Annotated in this window: 22 protein-coding genes and 2 tRNA genes; 13 read left to right on the forward strand and 11 right to left on the reverse strand. The window is 50.9% G+C overall.

The features are described 5' to 3' along the window. Window positions 1–68: 68 nt before the first annotated feature. Entirely contained in the window at window positions 69–1,676 is a 1,608-nt protein-coding gene (gene nadB, locus ACO0LK_RS05110) for an L-aspartate oxidase (protein WP_422972804.1), read from the reverse strand. A 505-nt stretch (window positions 1,677–2,181) separates the two neighbouring features. On the opposite strand from nadB, the gene ACO0LK_RS05115 reads away from it, so the two are divergent. The 13 genes from ACO0LK_RS05115 to ACO0LK_RS05175 all read left to right on the forward strand — a co-directional run bounded on the left by ACO0LK_RS05115 (window position 2,182) and on the right by ACO0LK_RS05175 (window position 12,803). Continuing rightward, entirely contained in the window at window positions 2,182–2,454 is a 273-nt protein-coding gene (locus ACO0LK_RS05115) for an HU family DNA-binding protein (protein WP_186946728.1), read from the forward strand. Between the two features lie 51 nt (window positions 2,455–2,505). Continuing rightward, window positions 2,506–2,581 (forward strand) — tRNA-Val (locus ACO0LK_RS05120). Window positions 2,582–2,607: 26 nt separating this feature from the next. Beyond that, a tRNA-Asp gene (locus tag ACO0LK_RS05125) sits at window positions 2,608–2,684 on the forward strand. 83 nt (window positions 2,685–2,767) lie between these two features. After that, window positions 2,768–4,690 carry a SurA N-terminal domain-containing protein gene (locus ACO0LK_RS05130; RefSeq protein ID WP_422972807.1) on the forward strand — a complete coding sequence of 641 codons (1,923 nt, stop codon included), beginning with the start codon at window positions 2,768–2,770 and terminating at the stop codon, window positions 4,688–4,690. Window positions 4,691–4,916: 226 nt separating this feature from the next. Continuing rightward, entirely contained in the window at window positions 4,917–6,356 is a 1,440-nt protein-coding gene (gene ccoN, locus ACO0LK_RS05135; RefSeq protein WP_422972809.1) for a cytochrome-c oxidase, cbb3-type subunit I, read from the forward strand. A 35-nt stretch (window positions 6,357–6,391) separates the two neighbouring features. Continuing rightward, window positions 6,392–7,009 (forward strand): cytochrome-c oxidase, cbb3-type subunit II, encoded by a 618-nt coding sequence (gene ccoO, locus ACO0LK_RS05140; protein ID WP_422972811.1) that lies wholly within the window; start codon window positions 6,392–6,394, stop codon window positions 7,007–7,009. 48 nt (window positions 7,010–7,057) lie between these two features. Next, a complete protein-coding gene (locus ACO0LK_RS05145; protein ID WP_422972813.1) occupies window positions 7,058–7,204 on the forward strand; it encodes a cbb3-type cytochrome oxidase subunit 3 in 147 nt (48 codons plus the stop codon). Window positions 7,205–7,206: 2 nt separating this feature from the next. After that, entirely contained in the window at window positions 7,207–8,250 is a 1,044-nt protein-coding gene (gene ccoP / locus ACO0LK_RS05150) for a cytochrome-c oxidase, cbb3-type subunit III (RefSeq protein WP_422972815.1), read from the forward strand. 60 nt (window positions 8,251–8,310) lie between these two features. Beyond that, complete coding sequence (gene ccoG, locus ACO0LK_RS05155; protein WP_422972817.1) at window positions 8,311–9,723, forward strand: cytochrome c oxidase accessory protein CcoG; 1,413 nt, start codon at window positions 8,311–8,313, stop codon at window positions 9,721–9,723. 9 nt (window positions 9,724–9,732) lie between these two features. Further along, entirely contained in the window at window positions 9,733–10,278 is a 546-nt protein-coding gene (locus ACO0LK_RS05160) for a FixH family protein (protein WP_422972819.1), read from the forward strand. Between the two features lie 59 nt (window positions 10,279–10,337). After that, window positions 10,338–10,595, forward strand: a complete 258-nt coding sequence (locus ACO0LK_RS05165; protein WP_422972821.1) for a hypothetical protein — start codon at window positions 10,338–10,340, stop codon at window positions 10,593–10,595. 11 nt (window positions 10,596–10,606) lie between these two features. Next, entirely contained in the window at window positions 10,607–12,010 is a 1,404-nt protein-coding gene (gene hemN / locus ACO0LK_RS05170; protein ID WP_422972823.1) for an oxygen-independent coproporphyrinogen III oxidase, read from the forward strand. 1 nt (window position 12,011) lies between these two features. After that, the gene (locus ACO0LK_RS05175) at window positions 12,012–12,803 is read left to right on the forward strand and encodes a sulfite exporter TauE/SafE family protein (RefSeq protein WP_422972825.1); all 792 of its coding nucleotides are present in this window, start codon (window positions 12,012–12,014) and stop codon (window positions 12,801–12,803) included. 37 nt (window positions 12,804–12,840) lie between these two features. Here the strand turns inward: ACO0LK_RS05175 and ACO0LK_RS05180 are convergent, their stop codons facing one another. The 10 genes from ACO0LK_RS05180 to trpS all read right to left on the reverse strand — a co-directional run bounded on the left by ACO0LK_RS05180 (window position 12,841) and on the right by trpS (window position 22,403). Continuing rightward, window positions 12,841–13,173 (reverse strand): flagellar basal body rod C-terminal domain-containing protein, encoded by a 333-nt coding sequence (locus tag ACO0LK_RS05180; protein WP_422972827.1) that lies wholly within the window; start codon window positions 13,171–13,173, stop codon window positions 12,841–12,843. An 84-nt stretch (window positions 13,174–13,257) separates the two neighbouring features. After that, the gene (locus ACO0LK_RS05185) at window positions 13,258–15,204 is read right to left on the reverse strand and encodes an MASE3 domain-containing protein (protein ID WP_422972829.1); all 1,947 of its coding nucleotides are present in this window, start codon (window positions 15,202–15,204) and stop codon (window positions 13,258–13,260) included. 211 nt (window positions 15,205–15,415) lie between these two features. Further along, window positions 15,416–16,255 (reverse strand): universal stress protein, encoded by an 840-nt coding sequence (locus ACO0LK_RS05190; protein ID WP_422972831.1) that lies wholly within the window; start codon window positions 16,253–16,255, stop codon window positions 15,416–15,418. A 109-nt stretch (window positions 16,256–16,364) separates the two neighbouring features. Beyond that, window positions 16,365–17,258: a helix-turn-helix domain-containing protein gene (locus ACO0LK_RS05195; RefSeq protein ID WP_422972833.1), complete on the reverse strand. Its 894-nt coding sequence runs from the start codon at window positions 17,256–17,258 to the stop codon at window positions 16,365–16,367. A gap of 25 nt (window positions 17,259–17,283) precedes the next feature. Then, window positions 17,284–17,667 (reverse strand): response regulator, encoded by a 384-nt coding sequence (locus ACO0LK_RS05200; protein WP_422972835.1) that lies wholly within the window; start codon window positions 17,665–17,667, stop codon window positions 17,284–17,286. 210 nt (window positions 17,668–17,877) lie between these two features. Beyond that, window positions 17,878–18,519, reverse strand: coding sequence for a response regulator (locus ACO0LK_RS05205; protein ID WP_422972837.1), 642 nt, complete (start codon window positions 18,517–18,519; stop codon window positions 17,878–17,880). A gap of 98 nt (window positions 18,520–18,617) precedes the next feature. After that, window positions 18,618–19,073 (reverse strand): universal stress protein, encoded by a 456-nt coding sequence (locus ACO0LK_RS05210; protein ID WP_422972839.1) that lies wholly within the window; start codon window positions 19,071–19,073, stop codon window positions 18,618–18,620. 129 nt (window positions 19,074–19,202) lie between these two features. Next, the gene (locus ACO0LK_RS05215) at window positions 19,203–20,105 is read right to left on the reverse strand and encodes a dienelactone hydrolase family protein (RefSeq protein WP_422972841.1); all 903 of its coding nucleotides are present in this window, start codon (window positions 20,103–20,105) and stop codon (window positions 19,203–19,205) included. Continuing rightward, window positions 20,106–21,332, reverse strand: coding sequence for a winged helix-turn-helix domain-containing protein (locus ACO0LK_RS05220; protein WP_422972843.1), 1,227 nt, complete (start codon window positions 21,330–21,332; stop codon window positions 20,106–20,108). Window positions 21,333–21,383: 51 nt separating this feature from the next. Then, the gene (gene trpS, locus ACO0LK_RS05225) at window positions 21,384–22,403 is read right to left on the reverse strand and encodes a tryptophan--tRNA ligase (protein ID WP_422972845.1); all 1,020 of its coding nucleotides are present in this window, start codon (window positions 22,401–22,403) and stop codon (window positions 21,384–21,386) included. Window positions 22,404–22,605: the final 202 nt, after the last annotated feature.

A 22,605-nucleotide genomic window follows, 5' to 3' on the forward strand; every position in this document is an offset into this window, starting at 1 on the left:
CAGGGGGGGCTGTTGATGTTGCCATCAAGATGCACGAGCACGCAGCTTGATGGCGAGGCAGGTGTGACTTATTTTTTGCGCTTGGGCGAGAGTACCGTAGGCAGGGCTTTGGGCAGGGTATCCGGGTAGTCGCGGCTGAAATGCAGGCCACGGCTTTCGCGGCGCGACAGAGCGCTATTGACGATCAATGAGGCGACTTCCACCAGGTTACGCAATTCCAGCAGGTTATTCGTGATGCGGAAGTTGGCATAATATTCGTCTATCTCTTCCTTCAATAAACGTATGCGGTGCTTGGCACGTTCGAGGCGTTTGGTGGTGCGCACGATGCCGACATAATTCCACATGAAGCGACGTAATTCATCCCAGTTATTGGCGATGACGACTTCTTCATCTGCATCGGATACGCGACTTTCATCCCAATCAGGCAAGGCAATCACACTGGAGCGTTCCTGTGCTTCGATATGTTTGGCAGCAGCGCGGCCAACTACCAGGCATTCCAGCAAAGAATTGCTGGCCAGGCGATTGGCGCCATGCAGGCCGGTATAGGCAGTTTCGCCTACGGCATACAGGCCGGGAAGATCGGTGCGGCCATCGGTATCAGTCACCACGCCACCGCAGGTAAAATGTACCGCAGGCACGACCGGTATGCCTTGTTTGGTGATGTCTATGCCCAGTTCCAGGCAGCGCGCATAAATGGTGGGGAAATGTTCTTTCAGGAATTCAGGCGGCTGGTGACTAATGTCAAGTTCCACATAATCCAGGCCGCGTTTTTTCATTTCAAAGTCGATGGCGCGGGCGACCACGTCGCGTGGCGCGAGTTCCATGCGCTCATCATGACTGGTCATGAAGCGTTTGCCGGCGGATGCGCCGGCTTCGGCTGGCAATTTCAGTATGCCGCCTTCGCCACGTACCGCCTCGGTAATCAGGAATGATTTGGCGAAAGGGTGGTAGAGGCAGGTCGGGTGAAATTGTATGAATTCCATATTGCCTACCCGGCAGCCAGCACGCCAGGCCATGGCGATGCCATCGCCGGTAGCCGTGTCCGGATTGGTGGTATACAGATAGACCTTGCCGGCACCACCTGTTGCCATCACCGTGTGCTGGGCGGCGAAGGTATGTACTTCGCCGGTTTTAACATCCTGCACGTACAGACCAAGGCAGTGTGGCGTGGGGGAGGTGTCACCCAGCTTGGCCGATGTAATGACATCGATTGCATAGTGATGTTCAAACAGGCTGATGTTGGGGTGATTGCGTACCTTTTGTTCCAGTGTCACCTGAACTGCATGACCTGTGGCATCCGCTGCATGAATGATACGGCGCTGGCTATGCCCGCCTTCACGGGTCAGGTGAAAGCCGAGCTCTGCGTCTTCATCGCGGGTGAAGGGAACGCCTTGTTCTATCAGCCAGTCTATGGCTTCGCGGCCGTGTTCGATGATATAGCGGGTGGCACCTTCGTCACATAGTCCGCCGCCTGCAATCAGTGTGTCGGAAATATGTTGTTCATGGCTGTCATGCGAATCAAGTACGGCTGCGATACCACCCTGTGCCCAGTTGCTGGCACCGTCGAGTAATTCGCGCTTGGAAATGATGGCGACTTTACGTGTCTGTGCCAGATGCAGGGCGACAGACAGGCCGGCAAGTCCGCTACCAACAATTGCTACGTCAAAATTCTTCATTATCTGATATGAATATAGGTGAGTGGTGTGGTGATCAGGCGATGTCAGTATGGGTGTGCTGGTTGGCACATCATGCCCGGCACTGAGTTTTGCCTATAACTTAAAGCCATACTATATGCCTAAGAAGGAATACTGGTGCAGCTTGCTGTCTGCATGAAGGAGGGCGGCAGATGCGCTTCCGGGTCTCATTGATTTCTGGCTCTTGTTTTTCAGGTCTGTCATATTCTAAATCAGTATGGCAAAGCGGGTAGCTTTTCCATATAGCAAAAACGCGCAGCTAACTGATTTTTTGCACAGTAACTTTACTGCCAGCAAGCTGAAAAAACGAATAAGTAAATCACATTTCGCCAAACTTGGTCAGAAAGCGTGCAAACCGCTTGACACAAGGCTTTGCGGCTTGCTCTAATACCGGATGCAGATTTCCTGCTGGCGGTGATGCTTGCACGACCAATAAAATAATCGAATACATCATTGCGAAATTCAAATTTTTGTGAGGGGGCTATAAGTGAACAAGACTGAGTTGATCGATCATATTGCTAAAACAGCGGATATCTCTAAAGCGGCTTCGTCGCGTGCGCTGGATGCCCTGATTGGTGCAGTAAAATCGACCTTGAAGAAAAACGGTACAGTAACTCTGGTTGGTTTTGGTACTTTTTCCGTCGGTAAACGTGCCGCCAGAACTGGCCGTAACCCACGTACTGGCGAAGCCATCAAGATCAAATCTGCCAAGGTTCCTAAATTTAAACCTGGCAAAGCATTGAAAGATGCGGTAAACTAATGCTCTTTCGTGGCGCGGTGACTAGCGCTACGGTGTTTGATTGTACGAGTGGGGCGCTTAGCTCAGTTGGTAGAGCGGAGCCCTTACAAGGCTTAGGTCGGGAGTTCGAGCCTCTCAGCGCCCACCACACAGCAAACATACAGCAGTAAAAAAGGAGTGGTAGTTCAGTTGGTTAGAATACCGGCCTGTCACGCCGGGGGTCGCGGGTTCGAGCCCCGTCCGCTCCGCCAGAAAATCGAAAAGGCGAACGAAAGTTCGCCTTTTTTTGTATTCGTGAGCGTTTTGTCATACTTAGCCATGTGATCGGTTGAACATGTTTGAATATATTCGTACCCATCAGCGGTTGATGCAATTTCTTTTGCTGCTGATTATTTTTCCTTCCTTTGCATTTTTTGGCATAGAAAGTTATACCCGTTCGCGTGGTGGTGATACTGCCGTTGCGACCGTTGCCGGTACCTCCATCACACAATCGGAACTGGATCAGGCAACGCGTGACCAACTCGACCGTTTGCGTCAGATGTATGGCCCGCAGTTTGATTCCAAATTGCTGAGCACGCCTGAAGCCAAGCAAAACATCCTTGACGAGTTGATTGCCCGCAAGGCGATGACTGCCGAGGTGGTGCGTAAGAAGCTCATGATTTCTGATGCGACCCTGCAGCAGACGATTTTGAAAGAATCCGGCCTGACCAAGGCGGATGGCACTTTTGATACCGAACGCTACAAGAGCTTGCTGGCGGCACAGGGTTTGAGCCCGGCCGGCTATGAGCAGCGTCTGCGTCAGGACATGACCTTGCAGCAATTGCTGAGTGCCGTGCAAGGCAGTGCTTTCGTACCTAAAGCCGTTACCGAGCGCCTGTCAGCTATCAATGAGCAGGAACGTGAAGTGCAGGCAATGATGTTGAAGAGTGATGATTTCGCATCCCGTGTCAAAATCACCGACGACATGTTGAAGGCTTATTACGACAAGAATGCTGCGCAGTATGAAATCCCTGAACAGATCAATGCTGAGTATGTGATTCTGAACAGTGAGGCACTGGCAGCACAGGTAACGGTATCTGATGCTGATGTGCAGTCTTACTATGAGCAAAACAAGAAACTCTACGGTACAGATGAGCAGCGCCGTGCCAGCCATATTCTGATTGCAGCAGGCAAGGACAGCAGCAGTGCTGACAAAGCCAAGGCGAAAGAAAAGATCGATGGCATTCTGGCGCAACTGCGTAAAAAGCCGGAAGACTTTGCCAAACTGGCGAAAGAAAATTCCCAGGATCCTGGTTCTGCCGAAAAAGGTGGAGATCTGGACTTTTTTGGTCACGGTGCCATGGTCAAGCAGTTTGATGAAACAGCATTCAAACTGAAGCAGGGCGAAATCAGCGAGCCGGTGCAGACCGACTTTGGTTACCACATCATCATGGTGACTGGCATCAAGCCAGCTGCGATCAAAACACTGGATGAAGTCAAACCGCAAATCACGGCTGACATCAAAAAACAGAAAGCAGTCAAAGCCTATGCCGAAGCTGCTGAAGCCTTTGGTAATCTGGTCTATGAACAGCCAGACAGCCTGAAGCCAGTTGCAGAAAAACTGAAGCTGAAGATAGAAACGGTAAACGGTTTGACACGTCAGAGCAAGCCTGGTGTTCCAGCGACGGTGGAAACCAATAACGCCAAGTTTTTGAAAGCGATTTTTGCTGATGACGTCGTGAAGAAAAAGCACAATACGGAAGCAGTGGAGGTGGCTCCAAATACTTTGATAGCTGGTCGCATCGTGGAATACAAGGCAGCATCCAGGCGTCCGTTTGAAGAAGTAAAGGCATCCATCGTGGCCCAGGTCACGCACAAAGAAGCCGCTGCACTGGCTGAAAAAGAAGGCAAGGAAAAACTTGCAGCTTTGAAGCTTGCTGATTCCACCGCCGGATTTACTGAATCCAAAGTGGTATCACGTCTGAAAAATCAGGATATTCCAGATGTTGCTTTCGTTGATCTGATGCGTGCTGATACCAGCAAACTGCCAGCCTTTGTTGGTACCAGTCTGGGTGATGCCGGTTACATCGTATTCCGTATCTCCAAGGTCAGCGCTGGTACACCTGACCCAGCACGACGCGCTGCGGAAGCGCAGCAGCAGGCGAATATACTGGCGCAGCAAAATCTGTATTCTTACATCGACGTCCTGAAGCAAAAAGCCAAGGTCACAGTGAATAAGGCAGCCCTGGTTGCACCTGCTGCACCAACGGCGCAATAAGCGAATAAGCGCATGGCCTGACGTATTTTGTAGCATTTTTAGCAGAATAGAAAAAAAGACACCTTCGGGTGTCTTTTTTTTGTATTTCATATAATTTTATCTATGCTGACATGTGTTGTCTTTCCCGCGTAATCGTATTTGAATCCGGCAACTTTTGATTTGAATCAATGTAGCCCGGCAGTGCGATTGTTATTCTTGCAGTGTATTTTTACAACAGAGTGAGATCATGACGATAACTAAAGAAAACACATACAACTATCGGGTTGTACGGCAATTTTCTGTCATGGCAGTGGTATGGGGAATAGTCGGCATGCTCGTGGGCGTGGTGATTGCAACTCAACTTGCCTGGCCGGAATTTCTCGGGGGGATACCGTGGCTCAGCTATGGTCGCTTGCGCCCCCTTCATACCAATGCCGTGATCTTTGCCTTTGGTGGTTGTGCCTTGTTTGCAACCTCCTACTATGTCGTCCAGCGCACATCAAATGTGCGCCTGTTTTCTGACGGCCTGGCTGAATTCACTTTCTGGGGCTGGCAACTGGTCATCGTTGCTGCAGCCATCAGCCTGCCTATGGGTTATACCCAGGGTAAAGAATATGCTGAACTGGAATGGCCTATCGATCTGTTGATCGCTGTGGTGTGGGTGGCATATGCCGTGGTCTTCTTTGGTACCCTGGTCAAACGCAAGGTAGAACACATTTATGTGGCTAACTGGTTTTACGGTGCCTTTATTATTGCGGTTGCGTTGCTGCATATCGTCAACAGCGCTGCCATCCCTGTGTCTTTCATGAAATCCTATTCCGCCTATTCAGGTGTGCAGGATGCGATGGTGCAATGGTGGTACGGGCATAATGCCGTAGGTTTCTTCCTGACAGCAGGCTTTCTGGGGATGATGTATTACTTCATCCCGAAACAGATTGAACGTCCTGTCTATTCTTACCGGTTGTCCATCGTTCACTTCTGGGCTCTGATTTTCACCTACATGTGGGCGGGTCCGCATCATTTGCATTACACCGCCTTGCCTGACTGGGCGCAATCGATAGGCATGTTGTTCTCACTGATTTTGCTGGCTCCATCCTGGGGTGGTATGGTCAACGGCATCATGACGCTGTCGGGTGCCTGGAGCAAGCTGCGTTCTGACCCTATCCTGCGTTTCCTGATCGTGTCACTGTCCTTCTACGGCATGTCTACATTTGAAGGCCCGATGATGGCGATCAAGACCGTGAATGCGCTTTCGCACTACACTGACTGGACAGTTGGTCACGTTCACTCCGGCGCACTGGGCTGGGTAGGTTTCATTACCATCGGCAGTCTGTATTACCTGATCCCACGTTTGTTTGGTCAGACCCAGATGTATAGCAAACGCCTGATCGAAGTGCATTTCTGGGTAGCGACTATCGGTGTGGTTCTGTATATCGCATCCATGTGGATTGCTGGCGTCATGCAGGGCCTGATGTGGCGTGCCGTGAATGAGGATGGCACCCTGACGTACTCCTTTGTCGAAACCGTGAAAGCAACCTATCCCTACTATGTGATACGTATGCTTGGTGGTTTGCTGTATCTGAGTGGCATGCTGGTCATGGCCTACAACGTCGCAAAAACGCTCATGGCTGCCAAACCCATCAATAACGCGATTCCTGCATTGCCTGCTGCTGCGGCCCATGCATAAATCAGAGATAGCAGAGAAATCAAAGGAGAAATTTGATGCGTAATTTTACTCATGATCTGATTGAGCGTAACGTGGGTCTGTTGCTGGTGCTGGTGATTCTGACCATCAGTCTGGGTGGCCTGGTGGAAATCGTTCCGCTGTTCTTTCAGAAATCCACCACGCAGCCAGTTCAGGGTATGCTGCCGTACACGCCGCTGCAACTTGCCGGCAGGGATATCTACCTGCGTGAAGGCTGCTATGGCTGCCATTCACAAATGATACGTCCGTTCCGTGCCGAAACCGAACGCTATGGTCACTATTCCGTTGCGGGTGAGTCTGTGTATGACCATCCTTTTCAATGGGGCAGCAAGCGTACGGGTCCTGATCTGGCACGCGTAGGCGGTCGCTATAGCGACAACTGGCATAAGGATCATTTGAACGATCCGCGTTCGGTGGTGGTGGAATCGAATATGCCGGCCTATCCATGGCTGGCCAAGACCCAGCTTGACCCGCTTTCCATTACGCCCAAACTGCAGGCGATGAAAACCCTGGGTGTTCCATACACAGAAGAGCAGATCAAGGCGGGTCCTGCTGAATTGGCCAACAAGACCGAACAGGACGCGCTGATTGCCTATCTGCAAGTACTGGGTACAGCCATCAAGAACAAGAATTGATACAGGAAAGCTGAACCCTCGCGGTTCAGCCTTTCGGGGAGAAATAACATGAATTTCACAATACTGAGCAGCGTGGTGACAGTCATCAGCCTTATCGTTTTTCTGGGAATTATTTACTGGGCTTTTAGTTCCGGTAACAAGGAAAAATTCGAAAAACTGGCGCGCTTGCCAATTGATAATGAGAATGGAAATTAGCCATGGCAGATTTTTTTAGCGAATGGTGGAGTACAGGGATCGCCATAATTGTTGCCCTGTCCATGCTTGCCTGCGTCTTGCTGTTGTGGTCGCAATCCAAGGTCAAGGTCAAAGTCGGTAGTGATGGCAAGCCCTTGCCAGCAGAAACCACTGGCCACGTCTGGGACGGTGATCTGATGGAACAGAATAATCCATTGCCAAAATGGTGGATGTGGTTGTTCTACCTGACGGTTATTTACAGTGCCGGCTACCTGGTGGTGTACCCTGGTTTTGGTAAATGGCAGGGCACGTTTGGCTGGAGCCAGGCCGGTGCCTATGAAAAGGAAATGAAGGATGGCGAGGCGCAGTATGGTCCGATCTTCAACAAATACCTGGCCATGGATATCAAAGAAGTTGCCAAAGATCCGCAAGCCAGAGAAATTGGTCAGCGCCTGTTCCTCAATACCTGCGCGCAATGTCATGGTTCTGATGCCCAGGGTGGCAAGGGCTATCCTAACCTGACTGATACTGACTGGTTGTATGGTGGCGATCCACAGACTATCCTGACTACTATACGTGAAGGTCGCCATGGTCAGATGCCACCTATGGGTGCTGCATTGGGTACGGATGATGATGTACGTAATGTGGCTAATTATGTGTTGAGCTTGTCGGAGTCTGCTCATGATCCGATCAAGGCAGCAATCGGCAAAGCCAAGTTTGCTGCCTGTGCAGCCTGCCATGGTGGTAACGGCAAGGGAAATCAGGCCCTGGGTGCGCCTAATCTGACAGATAAGGTCTGGCTGTATGGCGGCGGTATTGAAACGGTGATGGAAACCATCAACAAAGGTCGTAACAACCAGATGCCTGCCCATAAAACCTTGTTGAGCGAAGGCAAGATACATCTGTTGGCCGCCTATGTATGGGGTTTGTCTAATAACGGTGTGACAGCGCAGGTCAGTAGTGCAGATACTGGAACTATTCAGCAAATTGCCACTACCTCTGCACCAGCACCAGTACCAGCACCAGCACCAGCCGCCGCATCTGATGCTGCTTCGTCAGGCAAATAAGACGTGCAATTAACTCTGTACTGAGTCAAACAGGAAACTGGATTAAAAAATAGAATCACAATGAAGCATATACCCATCATCCCGGTACCGATAGAAGAAGCCGAACTGGCTTTGTTTGAAGAGCGTCGGAAAATTTATCCGCGTGCGCAGAAAGGCTGGTTCTCTTCCTGGCGCTGGGTGTTGGTATTTTTTACCCAGATACTGTTTTATGGTACGGCCTGGCTGAACTGGAATGACAGACAGGCTGTACTGTTCGATCTTGTAGCACGCAAGTTTTATATTTTTGGTTTGGTCCTGTGGCCGCAGGATTTTATTTATCTGGCTATTTTGCTGGTGATTTCTGCACTCAGCCTGTTTTTGTTCACTGCGGTGGCAGGGCGCCTGTTCTGCGGTTATGCCTGTCCCCAAACAGTGTATACCGAGATATTTCTGTGGATAGAGGCAAAGATTGAAGGCGAGCGCAATGCCAGGATCAAGCTGGATGCATCGCCGATGTCGGCGCGAAAGTTTTCACTTAAATTCGTCAAGCATTTTCTCTGGATTACCCTGGCCCTGTGGACAGGGTTTACCTTTGTTGGCTATTTCACGCCAATACGCGACCTGGCAATTGAGTTGGGTAATTTTACGCTGGGACCATGGGAAACGTTCTGGTTCCTGTTTTATGGTTTTGCCACTTACGGCAACGCTGGCTGGATGCGTGAACAGGTATGCAAATACATGTGTCCGTATGCGCGCTTCCAGAGTGCCATGTTTGACAAGGACACGCTGATCGTCACCTACGACACAGCCCGTGGTGATCCGCGTGGGTCTAGGAACAAGAAGGTCGATTACAAGGCAGCAGGCCTTGGGGACTGTGTTGATTGCGGCATTTGCGTGCAGGTCTGCCCGACCGGAATTGATATCCGCGATGGCTTGCAATATGAATGCATTGCCTGTGGTGCCTGCATTGATGGTTGTGATCAGGTCATGGATAAAATGGGCTATGCGCGTGGACTTATACGCTATACCACTGAACATGCATTGACCGAGAAACTTGATGACAAGGCCATGTGGAAGCGGGTGTTCCGCATGCGTACCCTGATTTATGGCGGCATACTTGGCCTGATCATCTTGCTGGCTGCTGTTTCGCTGGCGATGCATATGCCTTTGAAAGTGGATGTGCTGCGCGATCGTGGTATGCCAAAAATTACTGAAACCGGCGCGATAGAAAATGTCTACCGCCTGCAAGTAATGAATACGCAAGAATCACCACGCCGCTACAGCGTAGAAGTGAAGGGTGCTGCCGGTGCTGTCATCCTGAATAATGTTGATATTGATATGGGGGCCGCAACGACCAAGGCTTTCCCCATCCGGGTGCGCGTCCCTGCGAAGGTGCTGGAAGCAGGTTCCAACCGCATACGCTTCGTCGTAAAGGATCTGGATGCGCCCGAAATCAATGTTACCGAAAAAGCTGTATTTATTGTTCCACGATAGGAGAAGTTCATGGACGCCGCTTTAATGCCCCCTAAAACCCAGCGCGATGCCTGGTATAAAGAGCCATGGCTGCTGCTGGTGGCTGGTGGACCTGCCGTCGTGGTGTGCGCCAGCCTGATTACCGGCTATATCGCAATGCGCGGCGCTGACAAGGTCGTTGCCGAAGATTATTACAAGCAGGGCCTGATGATCAACAAAGATATACAACGTGATGCCAAAGCCAGAGAACTGCAACTGCAAGCCAGTATAAAAGCGGATTTTTTGATCGGTAAAATGCAATTACAGCTTACTGGCAAAGGACCGCTGCCCGATACCATACAACTGAGCCTGGCCAATGCTGCAATCGGTGGCAATACTGTCACCGAAGTGATACGTCGCTTGCCTTTGAAGCAAACCAGTCCCGGCAATTATGAAGGGGACATGAAAACGCTGTCTAATTTTACGGCGGGTTCGGTAAAATTGTTTCATCTCAAACTTGAAACCAGTGACTGGCGCATGACCGGTGACTGGTTTGACCCAGAACAAAAGCCAGTGCAGTTACATGCGTCAAAATAAGCCTGTATCCCTAAAGCTTTATTGACGTTAAGCTGAATAATCACTAGAAGGGGACAGAATTGGAACAACACAATAATAGCCACAATAAACCGCTGTTACGACCGATGTTGATGATCGTGTTGTGGCCAGCTTTTTTGATGGCTTGTGCAGCGACTGGATTGTTTTTCAGTCTGGTTGATCCGATGGAACTGATCATATTGGATCATCGTTTGCAAATGCACGAGTCAGGTGTGTACACAGTTGGCTTTTTTGCTTTCTGGTTGCTCGGAATTCTGTCTAGTGGTTTGACCGCTTTACTTGTGCAGAAGGCACATTAATCGAGACAACCATGAAAATGAATGAACCAGCCGGTTTTTCTTTGCCAGAGATTCCCGAAGATTTGATACGCCGTTTCGACAAGCTGGGCCCACGATACACATCTTACCCGACAGCAGACAGGTTTCATGCCGGTTTCAATGCAGTATCCTATATCCGGTATTTAAAGGAACGCAGCCGTCTTGCTACTAAACCTCCGCTGTCACTTTACATCCATATTCCCTTTTGCGCTTCGCTTTGTTATTACTGTGCATGCAATAAGGTCATCACCAAGGACCATGGGCGTTCGGCCAAATACCTGGAGTATCTGGAAAAAGAATTGAAGCTGGTGACGGCACACCTGCATGACCGGGAAGTGCTGAGTCAATTACACCTTGGTGGCGGTACACCGACCTTTCTCAGTCATGAAGAAATGCGTCATTTGATGCAAATGCTGCGGGCGCATTTTGATTTTGCTGAGGATGCTGAAATTTCTATAGAAATCGATCCGCGTACCGTTGACGCGACTACCTTGCAAGTGCTGGCCGAACTGGGTTTCAATCGCACCAGCCTGGGGGTGCAGGATTTTAATCCTGATGTACAAAAAGCGATCCACCGCCTGCAGACCTTTGAACTGGTGGACAATACCGTGCAGGCCAGCAGGGCAGCCGGTTTCCAGTCGATCAATTTTGACTTGATTTATGGTTTGCCGAAACAAAATCTGGACAGTTTTTCTGAAACGCTGGATCAGGTCATCGCATTGTCGCCAGACCGTATAGCACTTTACAACTATGCCCATTTGCCCACCCGTTTCAAACCGCAGCGCCGTATCGCCGAAGCAGATTTGCCATCGGCCGAGCAGCGCTTGCAGATTTTTTTGATGTCCCTGCGTCGCTTGCAGGCTGAGGGATATGTATATATCGGGCTTGATCATTTTGCCAAGCCGGATGACAGTTTGGCCAGGGCGATGGCCGATGGCAGCCTGCACAGAAATTTCCAGGGCTATACCACGCGTTCTGATTGTGACCTGATCGGGCTGGGCCTGTCATCGATAGGCAAGATCGGCCCATCCTATGTACAAAACCTGCGTACGCTGGATGAATATTATGCCTGTCTCGACAAGGGTGAACTGCCGGTGGAAAAGGGGATTGATCTGAGCATGGATGATTTATTGCGCCGGCAAATCATCATGAGCCTGATGTGTAGCAGTACCGTTGACTTTGGTGCGCTGGAACGGCAATACGGGATTTCTTTCGCAGAATATTTCGCAGATGAACTGGCGCAGCTGACCGACTATGCACAGGAAAAAATGATCAATCTGAGCGCCAGCGCCATCACTGTCGAAGCCAGGGGCCGTTTGTTTGTACGTGCCGTTGGCATGGCATTCGATCACTATCTGACGCGCCAGACCACCGCCAGTTATTCAAAACTGATCTGACATGCTAACCCTGCCCTTGGTGATTGCCGTACTGACTGCCGGAGCACTGGGCGGCATACATTGTGCTGGCATGTGTGGTGGAATATCCATGTTGCTGACCCAGGCTGGGCAAAAGCGCGGTAAAAATGGGGCAAAAAAAGTCATTCCGATTGCCTTGGTCGCAAATACCGACTTCAAGTCTGTTGCGGTGACGAATGTTGGTACCCGGTCCTACAGCGTGCAATATCAAATGCTATTGCACGGTGGCCGCATTTTTACTTACGGGCTGGCGGGTGCCGTGCTGGGTGGCATAGGCGCAGCTGGGCTGGTATTCAAGCCAATTCTTCCTGTACAGCAGTGGATGTTTGCGATTGGCAATCTGGCATTGATTATTCTTGGCTTGCGTTTGCTGGGGCTGATGCCACATTTGCGATTCATGCAGCAATTGATGAGCGCGTGGCAGCGTGTGCTGAACAGCTTGACTACACCTTTAAACAAAGCGGCAGATTATCCGTTTTTAATGGGCATGGGCTGGGGCTGTCTGCCCTGTGGTTTGCTGTATGGGGTGGCACCGTTTTCATTGCTGTCAGGTGACGCCTGGTCAGGCGCTGCGCTGATGGTCTTGTTTGGACTTAGTGCTCTGCCGCATTTGCTATTGACACAAACCGTGTTTCAACGCGCCAGCAAGACTGCCACAATGCGTGCATTCAGGTTGGCAGGGGCTTGTTTTCTGATGGGGGTAGGTTTGTTGGGCTTGTGGTATTTTGATATGAAAAACATGCCAGCCTTTTTGTGCGTGGTGCCGGCGGCATGAATCTTAAAATACTTTTAACTGTTACAGCCCGCCACGTTCAAGCCTGGATATCAATCAGGGTACCCAGTACCTGATCTGCTGTTTTGATAATCTTGGCAGAAAGATCAAATCCCGCTTTGAATTGTATGGATTGCACGATTTCTGATGCAAGGTCAGTGCCGCTACTGTCTGCCGGGTTTTGTGATGCCAGACTGGCACCTTCTTTGCTGATCGTGGCGGTGACGCCGCCTGCGGGTTGTTCCTGAAAGCTGACTTGTTGCGGTACGAAGCCCGCGGTACTGGCATTGGCCACGTTATGGCCAGAACTGTCGAGTGCACTGGCATAGGCTTTGAGGCCGGACAAGCCGCTATTGAGTGCTGAAACTGACATGGCATTTCCCTGAAGGTCAAGCTTGATATACTTGAATAAACCGGATTATACCGGAAACACAATTTGAACAGATATGGTCAAGCGTTACAGATCGTCAGATGTTGCCGCCAATGGCAACTGAATTTTCAGCCAAGTGCCCTCACCAGGCTTGCTATCAACCGTAAATTCACCCTGCATCGCTTTGACTCTTTCGCGCATGCCAACCAGGCCAAATGAGCGTGCCTTGCGTGTGTCGTCTGCATCCATACCCTTGCCGTTATCACTGATGGTGAAGCGCAGCAGATCCGCATTTCTTTCAAACCTGATATCCACTTCTGTGGCATCGGCATGCCTGACTACATTCGTCAGAGACTCCTGGACGATACGGAAAATGGTCGTGCTGCGGGCATCGTCCAGTGCCAGTTGTTCTTCATTTGCCACCAGTTCGCAATGGATGCCGTGCCGACTGGCGAAATCTTTCTGTAAGGTCTGCAACGCAAAATACAGGCCACCTTCATCCAGCGCACGTGGGCGCAGGTCGGTCGCGATACGGCGCAGAGTGGTGATGGCAGTCAGTAACAACTGATCCATGCTGCTGACGGTTTTTTGAGATTTATTGTTTAGTACATCGTCTCGTTGCAGCAGCGATAAATCCATGCGCAGGGCGGCCAGCAACTGACCCAGATCATCGTGCAATTCGCGGGCGATATGTTTGCGTTCTTCTTCCCGTATGCTTTGCAGGGTGGCAGAGAGTTGGGTCAATTCATCATGGTACAAGGCCATTTTCTCTTTGGCGACCTTGCGTTCGGTGATGTCGCGAAAGATCACGGTGTAATAACGTTTGCCGGCTTCAAACTGGCTGGAGATTGAGGCTTCTATCGGGAATTCATCGCCGTTGGCTTTCACGCCTGTGACATAGAAATCTTCGAAGTTGCCACCCATCCGGCGTCGGGTGGCGCCGGTTTCGCCAAATTTTCTGACATGTTCCCCATGCACTTTGCGATGTCTTTCCGGTAGCACGGTATTGAGTGAGGTTCCCAGCAAATCACTGACTTCGTAACCAAACAGTGTGGCAGCAGACGGGTTGGCCAGGATGATGGTCTGGGTGTCGTCGATAGTAATGATGCCGTCTATGGCGGTATCGATCATGCGGCTCAGACGTTCACGCTGCAAGCTCAGTTCTTCTGCCGAGCGCGCCAGGTTCTGGCTGGTTTCTGCCAGGCTGGTGTAGGGTGTATGGATATTTACCGCCACCATGCCACGATAGATGGCGATTGCTGCAAAAAGTTGAAACACGTGGCCAATGACGACAAACAGATCACTGCTGTCTGCATACAGGGCAAAATATACTTCAGAAATCGCCAGAAGCATCGCTGCCAGAAACAGGGAAGCGCGATCTATTTGAAGTCGCTGCATGTTTTTTTCTGCACCCTGTTTCTGCTTGATATCGCGATTCAACAGGTAGGCAGTGATCAGATTGATGCCTATCAAGCCCGCTTCACAGGCAATCTTGAATGAGGTCTGACCAACCGTGTCGATGTAGGTCAGCGGTAGCAGGTCGGAAAAGGCGAAGACGGTGTAAGTCCAGCCTGCTGTCGCCAGCAAGCCGGCGATCAGCACCAGATAGGCCTGTACCGGGCTGACATCCGAATCTTCTGGCGACAATGCCAGGCCCAGCAGCGTAGTGGCGATGAATGAGCGCGACAGTATCCAGAACAGCAGGGATTTGTGCATGTCGCTGGCATCCGGAAAGCCCGGCATGCCCTGAAACGATAAGGCATGCATGCAGCCCAGTATGGCGGTACAGAGAAAGGCCACTGCCAGGATGACACTGCTTTTTTTACGTGCGCCGCCAAATGCATTCCAGCATACGATAAAGACGGACGTGAATATGACAACGGTGACGGTTTCCAGCAGTGTATGTACCGGCAACGGCGATGCGACCTTCACATAGGCCAGACTGCCATGTCCTGCCCACAGCAGCATTGATATCAGCAAGAGCAGCGCGGCCAGCCAGCGTGCACGGTACAGCCGGGAATAATCAGTTGCCATGAAAATCAGTTGCCATGAAAGAGTAAAATCACAAAGAAGGAATGTGGAACAGATGGACGCTATTTTAAAGCGGAATCCGCGCCTGATTGATATGTGACTTGATTTAATTGCCAGAAGTGTCTGACGAGGGAGGAAGGGCGATAGCCGCAAGCATGGTTTTGCCTTGCTATCGTCCACAAGGTGGCAAGCAGGCCTGCCACCTGTTATTGACTTAGTGTGACATCAGCACGGGCACAGTCATACTTTCAAGTATGGTTCTGGTGACGCCGCCCATGATCATTTCACGGAAGCGTGAATGGCCATAGCCACCCATGACCAGCATGTCACTGTCGACGTCATGCGCCAGCGACAGCAGGGCATTGCCAATATCGGTATTGGTTTTGTGGACAGATACTTCTACCTTGATACCGTGCCTTGCCAGGTACAGGGCAATATCGCCGCCTGGCTGTTCACCATGCGCATCAGGTACAGACTTGGCATTGAACACGGCAACCTGTACCAGTTCGGCGCGCTTCAACAGCGGGATTGCATCGGTGATGGCACGGGTCGCTTCACGACTGGCATCCCAGGCGATCAGCGGACGTTTGCCGACCGAGGTGAAATCACCGACATAAGGAACGATCAGTACCGGGCGGCCAGAATTCATGATCAGGTACTCAGGAAAATCTGACAGCACAGACGGCGATGGTTCATCGCGATTGGTCTGGCCGATGATCAACAGATCGCTGTAGCGTGCCTGCAAGCCTATGCCCCCACCGGCCTCATCGTTGGCGATCATGCTTTCGTAGGAATTGAGGCCCGCTGCCCCGACCTGTTTGTTGAAGTTGTCGACGGCCTTTTCTGCACGTTCGCGCAGGTACTTGAGGTGTATGGTCAGATTGGGATCATTTGCACTGATATTACCATCCTGATAGATAAAGCGGGATACGCCAGTGACGGCAGTGCCTATCAGATGTGCATCTTCAGCCCTGGCGATTTCCGCAGCCAGTTTGACGCGAAAATTGGATCTTTCTGACTCGTCTACATGAACCAGTATGGTTTTATATGTCATCACTGTACTCCTTGATTGAACTATCGTGGAAAAACGTCAAGCCCGGACAAGCGGTCATCTTCACCTGTGTATGCCGACAAACGTAGCATATCTGCAATGAAAGCTTATACTAATTTAAAGCAACGGCAACCTCTTTGTTCCATTGTGGTAATAAATTCTTGCCAACAAGAGCCGATACTTTTTCACTGACTTTTTCTTTGATGCGTGCCTTTGCGGGTGGCAGGCGGCGCAGGGTTTTCAGTGCATGAATGTCCAGCAGTGCGATCTGACGCTGGTCGACACTGATCAGACCCAGTTCATTGAAGGCTGACAGGGTACGGCTGACGGTTTCCAGTGTCAGGCCCAGATAACTGCCAATTTCATGTCTGGTCATGCGCAGGTTGAATGATTTGCCGGAATAGCCAAGTTGACTGAAGCGTTCGCCCAGATTGGTCAGGAAGCGTGCGACCTTGGCTTCGGCGCTGAGCGCGCTGAGCATGCCTATCATCAACTGCTCACGCACCAGTTCACGGCTCATGACGCTGAACATGGCTTGTTCCAGTTCGGCATAGCTACGGCCAAGAGCAGAGAAGGTTTTATAGGGAAGCAGGATGATGTCGCAATCAGACAGTGCCACTGCTTCGGACGCATGATGCTGGTTATGGATGCCGTCAATGCCGAGCAAATCGCCTTTCATGGGAAAGCTCAATACCTGTTCATTGCCGTATTCGTCGATCAGTACCGTTTTCAGGAAACCGGAATTGACGATGTACAGTGTTTCAAAGTCCTGACCTATAGTATGCACCCTTTGGCCAGCCTTGAAGCGCACGTGCTGGAACAACTGTTCTTCGTCAGCAGATGCTGCCGGGGCAGGTATGCGCAGCAATTCACATACCTCATGCAGATTTGACCAGAGGTTGCCGTGGCAACGCCATCCAGCTTCACTGGCAACGGATGGAAATACTCCCTTTGTCGCTGTGGATGACGGACTGGATTTTCCGGTTGTGAATGCTGCTGTAGTCATGGTATTCCCCTTAAGGTAAACGACATTAATTGATTTGATGATTTGAATCTGGTTGCTGCCAGCGCAGCAGATATTCTTGAAGCAGAGCGAAATCAGTAGATTTATCGAGAAAGCCATCTGCACCTGCACGCATGGCATGTACCCGGTTGTCTTCAGTTGCGTGGTTGGTCAGTACAACAACTTTAATTTCTGGATTACTTTGTTTGATATTCCTTAGCAACTGCAGGCCATTACCATCCTGTAACTGAATGTCGAGAATCATGGCGTCGGCATGTTCTTCCAGAATGCCCTGCAATGCGTGGCTGATATCGCCCGCTACACCGACGACATGCATGCCTGGTACTTCTTCTATGAATTGGATCAGGCGCTGTTGAATCAGGGCTGAGTCTTCTACGATGTACAGGTTCATGGTGTTCAGTTAAGTGGTCAGTGCTGCTGTGTTTGCTTAACCTCTATTATCGTGAACATGGACCTTGATTTAAATCAGCCAATGCTGATTCAAAGTGTCAGATTTACAGCCGGACGGGTAGGAATATTCCTAGACCCGAAGTTGGGGGAGAGGAGTTGGGGAGGCGAGGTTGCAGCGGGGGAGTGCGCAGCTCAGGCTGCGCGGGGACAATCAGGCTTGCGGTTGCAGCAGGTGGTGGGCAACTGCATATTGCACCAGGTCAGACAGATTATTCATATTCATTTTTTGCATGATTCTGGTCTTGTGGGTGCTGACGGTTTTAACGCTTAAATGCAGCAGCTCACCAATTTCAGTAATCGATTTGCCCTTGACCAGATGGCTGAATACCTCAAATTCACGGTCAGAAAGAGAGGTGTGTGGCTGGCTGTCATCGGCGGGCATGGCGCTCATGGCCAGCTGTTCGGCCACTTCTATGCTGATATAAGGTCGCCCGGATGCCACCTTGCGCAGGGCTGTGACCAGTTGTGTGCCTGCGCTTTCCTTGGTCAGATAGCCACGTGCGCCGGCGCGTATGGCTCTGACGGCATACTGTTCTTCCTCATGCATGGTCAGTATCAGTATCGGCAGTTTTGGGTATTCATCCTTGATCTGGCGTATCAGGTCCACACCGCTGCGACCTGGCATGGACAAATCCATCAGCAAGACGTCAAATTCCATGCTGCGGACTTTTTCCAGGGTATCAAATCCATCAACGGCTTCGCCGATGACCTGGATATCTTCTATCCCGTCCAGTATGCGTTTTAAGCCCTCGCGCATGATGGTATGGTCGTCAGCAATCAGAATGCGGGTCATTGTTTATGTACAAGGCGTTAAACATGGTGAACCTTGTCTGGTGTTGTGCCAAGGCAAGGTAAAAACGCTATTGTACTGTAAGGCCTGCTAGCCTGTGGTCAGTGATTTTTGATACGGTGCACTAAAACAGGAATTTGACACAGAGACAAGACTTTGGTGGTAACGCTACCCAGCAGGAACTGTCCTAGCCCGCTTCGCCCATGGGACCCCATGAAGATCAGGTCACATGCATATTCCTGCGCGGTATGCACGATTTCTTTGGCGGTAGAATCGTTGAACTGTATGACTTCCTGGTAGCGCAGTCCAGCAGCGACTGCAGCGTCTCTTACAGGTTGCAGATAACTTTCGGCCATGGCACGCATTGCTGCCTTGTATTCGTCCTCAGTCGGGCCATTGGGTGGCACGATATCAACATACAATGGGTATTGATAATTGCTGGCGACAAATACGGCTACAACATCAGCCTTTAATTGTTGTGCAAACTCAAGCCCTGCTGCAACACACGCGTGCGACAGTTCTGAGCCATCAGTGGGTAACAAGATTTTGGAGTACATATCCCTTGCCTTTCATCGTTGAACCTGAAGCCAGTATGCTTTCTGATTGTTGCACCGGCTTTGATTTCAAACAAGGGATTTGATGAATTATTCAGCAATTACCAGGCAGTCATTTTTATTCATTGATGCTCATTGAGCATTCAACTGCTGTTTAAGAAATAGCAGCATTTCCTTGTAAGCAAGTTCTTTGGCGGCAGGATTACTGCCTGTCGTCACTCCCTGTCCCGGATGCACGCCATTCGGTACATCCATGCGTTTGCGTAGCGGCAGGTCGGGGGCATCAAAATCGTGATAACTGTCGGCAAAGACACTGACCTTGACAGGCGAGGGTGCGAGCATTTTTTCAAAACTCACGCAGGGAGCGGCAGGTGTCCAGTCATCTTCGGCACCGATCAGTATCAACAAGGGGGATGCCAGTCGATAAGCGGGACGTGCTTTCAGGTAGCCCTGGCAACCAGGATAAAAAGCCACTGCAGCCCTGGGATAAATGTCGTCCTTGCCTGCTGCCTTGTGGGCTGTATTCAGGGCATTCAGGGTGGTAGAACCACCATTTGACCAGCCCAGAAGGGCAATGTTTTTTGTGTCAACGGTAGTTTGTCTGCCCAGCCATTGCAAGGCAGCCTGTATATCCAGGCGACGGTTATTGGTGCTGATGTCACGGCTTTTGTAGGTGCTGCTGCAGATGCTGTTCACGCCACGTGGACGAAAACTGTCGGGCATCAGCACGTTGTAGCCATTTTCCTGTAATAACCTGGCCATATTGTTGTGCCTGGCATTCAGTTCCTGTTCATGTCCCTTGCGGATGCTGTACAGACCACCGCAACCATGCAGGGCAATGACGGTGGCATTAGTGGCCGTAGTGACAGTAGTGGCAGCATTGCTGCTGGCACGAAACCAAAAGGCATCCAGTTGGACTGTCTGTCCATCTTGCTGGTCCAGGCTGGGGAAGCTGACTTTTTCTGGTTCATCCAGGGCTGTTGCCATGCCGCAGGCCAGCAGCAGGCCGATGAATAATACGAATCGTGTATGCATTTAAATCAGTGCCTGTAATAAGGGAGTCAACTCTGGCGAATTGCTCCATGTCAGCTGGATATCATTGCATTCATGCCATTGGGCGAATTCGCGCAAGGTTTTTGCCAGGTCGCTTGCCAGGCTCTGAGAAACCCGTGTGTCAGGTTCCAGATGCAGGGCCTTGATTTCCAGTAGGCCTTCCTTGCGGTGAGCCTTGGCGTCCATGCGTCCTATCAGGGTACCCTTGCGCAAGATGGGCAGGGTGAAGTAGCCATAGCGCCGTTTCGGCGCTGGCGTATAGCATTCAAGCTTGTAATCAAAATCAAACAGGTCTATGGCGCGTTTTCTATCCCAGACTATCGGGTCGAAAGGTGACAGGATGCGGGTTGCCGTGGCTTTCAGTTTATTCTCGCTTGCCTGTTCCAGCAAATCCAGGCGATCCGGATGCACATAAAACAGGGCATCGTGCTGATCAACCGTGACAGGTATCAGCAAACCTTCTTTGACCAGTTGTGCTGGCTGGTTGCTGATATCGGGTTTGCCCATGCGGAAATAATCGCTGATCCAGTTTGCCTTGCAGATGCCCAGGGCGCGGACTGATTGCAGGATTTGCGTGCGCTCGCAATGCAGGATGGGCTTCAGATGTTTTTTGTCATTCCATTTGGGGTGCACGCGCTCACGCAGGTCATAAATGCGCTGGAAGTTATGCCGTTTGGCGACCATTACTTCACCGGTGGTGAACAAGACTTCCAGCGAGCGTTTTTCTGGTTTCCATTCCCACCAGCCTCCGCTTTTGCCATCGGTACGTTCAAAGTCTGCCGATCGGCTGGCACCGTTCGCATGGATATGCCGACGGACGGTTTCCACCTGCGCAGCATTTTCTTTCAGCCACTTGTGATTGTATTTCCAGCCCAGACCCTGTGGTGACACCATCTGATGCCGGTACAGGCCGTAATCTTCTATCGGCAAGAAGCAGGCTTCATGCGACCAGTATTCGAACAGATGGCCTTCTTCCAGCAATTCATGCAGCCATGTATGTGGATAATTGCCCAGGCGGCTCCACAGCACCAGATAGGGGCTGCGCGCAACCACGCTGATAGTGTCAATTTGTAGTGCTGACATATTGCGTATGCAGGCCAGCACATCCTGTTTGCCAGCCTTGCGTGGAGGGGGATGCAACAAACCCTGTGCGGCCAGATGCAGGGCGCGAGCGGAACTGAGTGTCAGTCGGAAATCAGTTGCGCTCATAAAGTCATCGCCGTAAAAATAGGGGAGTCGGGGGTTCGAATCCCCCGCAGATCAGAAGTGTTTCAAGCCGATGGCGGCCCTGACTTCATCGGTAGTTTGGGCAGCAATTTCACGCGCCTTGCGTGTACCTTCTTTCAGTATTTGCAAAACCTGGCCACGGTCTTTGGCAAATTCTTCACGGCGTTCGCGTATCGGCTTCAGTAAATCCTGCAAGATACCTTCCAGACGTGCCTTGACGATGCTGTCGCCCAGGCCACCGCGTACATAATGGTCTTTCATTTCTTGCAGGCCGGCCTTGTCTTCATCGAAAGCATCGAGGTAGATAAAGGCAACATTGCCTTCCAGATGGCCAGGATCAGCCACACGCAGATGCAGCGGGTCAGTGTAGACATTGCGTACCGCTGCCTTGATTTCGGCAGGTGTGAAACCCAGGTTGATGACATTGCCCAGTGACTTGCTCATCTTGGCCTTGCCATCGACACCAGGCAGGCGGCCAATTTCAGGCACCAGCGCCTGGCATTCCACCAGAATATCTTTGTTTGCCAGACGGTTGAAGCGACGCACGATTTCATTGGTCTGTTCTATCATCGGTATCTGGTCTTCGCCGACCGGCACCAGGCTGGCCTTGAAGGCACTGATATCGGCAGCCTGGCTGACCGGGTAAGTCAAAAAGCCGGCAGGGATGTCGCGTTCGAAATTGCGCAAGACGATTTCTTGTTTGATGGTCGGATTGCGTTCTAGGCGTGCTACCGTAACCAGATTCAGATAATAGAAGGTCAGTTCGGTCAGTTCAGGAATTTGTGACTGTATCAGTATCGTTGACTTGGCAGGGTCTATGCCGACAGCCAGATAATCGAGCGCCACTTCCATGACATTGTCATGCACCTTGGCCGGGTTTTCCATATTGTCTGTCAACGCCTGGGCATCGGCCAGCATGATGTATTGTTCATATTCATGCTGGAATTTGACGCGGTTGCGCAGGCTGCCCACAAAATGGCCCAGGTGCAGGGGGCCAGTAGGGCGATCGCCAGTCAAGATCAGGTGTTTTTTGTTTTCTGTGCCAGGGAGCATGCTAAATCCAGGTGGTTGGTGCTGTGAAATAATGCGTTGAAATAATGTCGTGAAAATGCGCAGAGACCAAGTATACGTTATTGCGTAAAAAATGCCGCTGTATCATGAGCGGCATGATGTATATCAAGGCGTTTTCTGCGGCTATGATGCCGTTTTCAGGCTTGATGTGTCAAGTTTGACCAGATTCATCTGCTTTCTATCC

Origin of the sequence: Undibacterium sp. Ji49W, from assembly GCF_049340205.1 — a bacterium.
Classification (GTDB): domain Bacteria; phylum Pseudomonadota; class Gammaproteobacteria; order Burkholderiales; family Burkholderiaceae_D; genus Undibacterium.

Bases quoted from the DNA above. Each gene is read 5' to 3' on its own strand.
- nadB (WP_422972804.1), bottom strand. From the start codon at position 1,676: ATGAAGAATTTTGACGTAGCAATTGTTGGTAGCGGACTTGCCGGCCTG.
- ACO0LK_RS05130 (WP_422972807.1), top strand. From the start codon at position 2,768: ATGTTTGAATATATTCGTACCCATCAGCGGTTGATGCAATTTCTTTTG.
- ccoN (WP_422972809.1), top strand. From the start codon at position 4,917: ATGACGATAACTAAAGAAAACACATACAACTATCGGGTTGTACGGCAA.
- ccoO (WP_422972811.1), top strand. From the start codon at position 6,392: ATGCGTAATTTTACTCATGATCTGATTGAGCGTAACGTGGGTCTGTTG.
- ACO0LK_RS05145 (WP_422972813.1), top strand. From the start codon at position 7,058: ATGAATTTCACAATACTGAGCAGCGTGGTGACAGTCATCAGCCTTATC.
- ccoP (WP_422972815.1), top strand. From the start codon at position 7,207: ATGGCAGATTTTTTTAGCGAATGGTGGAGTACAGGGATCGCCATAATT.
- ccoG (WP_422972817.1), top strand. From the start codon at position 8,311: ATGAAGCATATACCCATCATCCCGGTACCGATAGAAGAAGCCGAACTG.
- ACO0LK_RS05160 (WP_422972819.1), top strand. From the start codon at position 9,733: ATGGACGCCGCTTTAATGCCCCCTAAAACCCAGCGCGATGCCTGGTAT.
- hemN (WP_422972823.1), top strand. From the start codon at position 10,607: ATGAAAATGAATGAACCAGCCGGTTTTTCTTTGCCAGAGATTCCCGAA.
- ACO0LK_RS05175 (WP_422972825.1), top strand. From the start codon at position 12,012: ATGCTAACCCTGCCCTTGGTGATTGCCGTACTGACTGCCGGAGCACTG.
- ACO0LK_RS05180 (WP_422972827.1), bottom strand. From the start codon at position 13,173: ATGTCAGTTTCAGCACTCAATAGCGGCTTGTCCGGCCTCAAAGCCTAT.
- ACO0LK_RS05185 (WP_422972829.1), bottom strand. From the start codon at position 15,204: ATGGCAACTGATTATTCCCGGCTGTACCGTGCACGCTGGCTGGCCGCG.
- ACO0LK_RS05190 (WP_422972831.1), bottom strand. From the start codon at position 16,255: ATGACATATAAAACCATACTGGTTCATGTAGACGAGTCAGAAAGATCC.
- ACO0LK_RS05195 (WP_422972833.1), bottom strand. From the start codon at position 17,258: ATGACTACAGCAGCATTCACAACCGGAAAATCCAGTCCGTCATCCACA.
- ACO0LK_RS05200 (WP_422972835.1), bottom strand. From the start codon at position 17,667: ATGAACCTGTACATCGTAGAAGACTCAGCCCTGATTCAACAGCGCCTG.
- ACO0LK_RS05205 (WP_422972837.1), bottom strand. From the start codon at position 18,519: ATGACCCGCATTCTGATTGCTGACGACCATACCATCATGCGCGAGGGC.
- ACO0LK_RS05210 (WP_422972839.1), bottom strand. From the start codon at position 19,073: ATGTACTCCAAAATCTTGTTACCCACTGATGGCTCAGAACTGTCGCAC.
- ACO0LK_RS05215 (WP_422972841.1), bottom strand. From the start codon at position 20,105: ATGCATACACGATTCGTATTATTCATCGGCCTGCTGCTGGCCTGCGGC.
- ACO0LK_RS05220 (WP_422972843.1), bottom strand. From the start codon at position 21,332: ATGAGCGCAACTGATTTCCGACTGACACTCAGTTCCGCTCGCGCCCTG.
- trpS (WP_422972845.1), bottom strand. From the start codon at position 22,403: ATGCTCCCTGGCACAGAAAACAAAAAACACCTGATCTTGACTGGCGAT.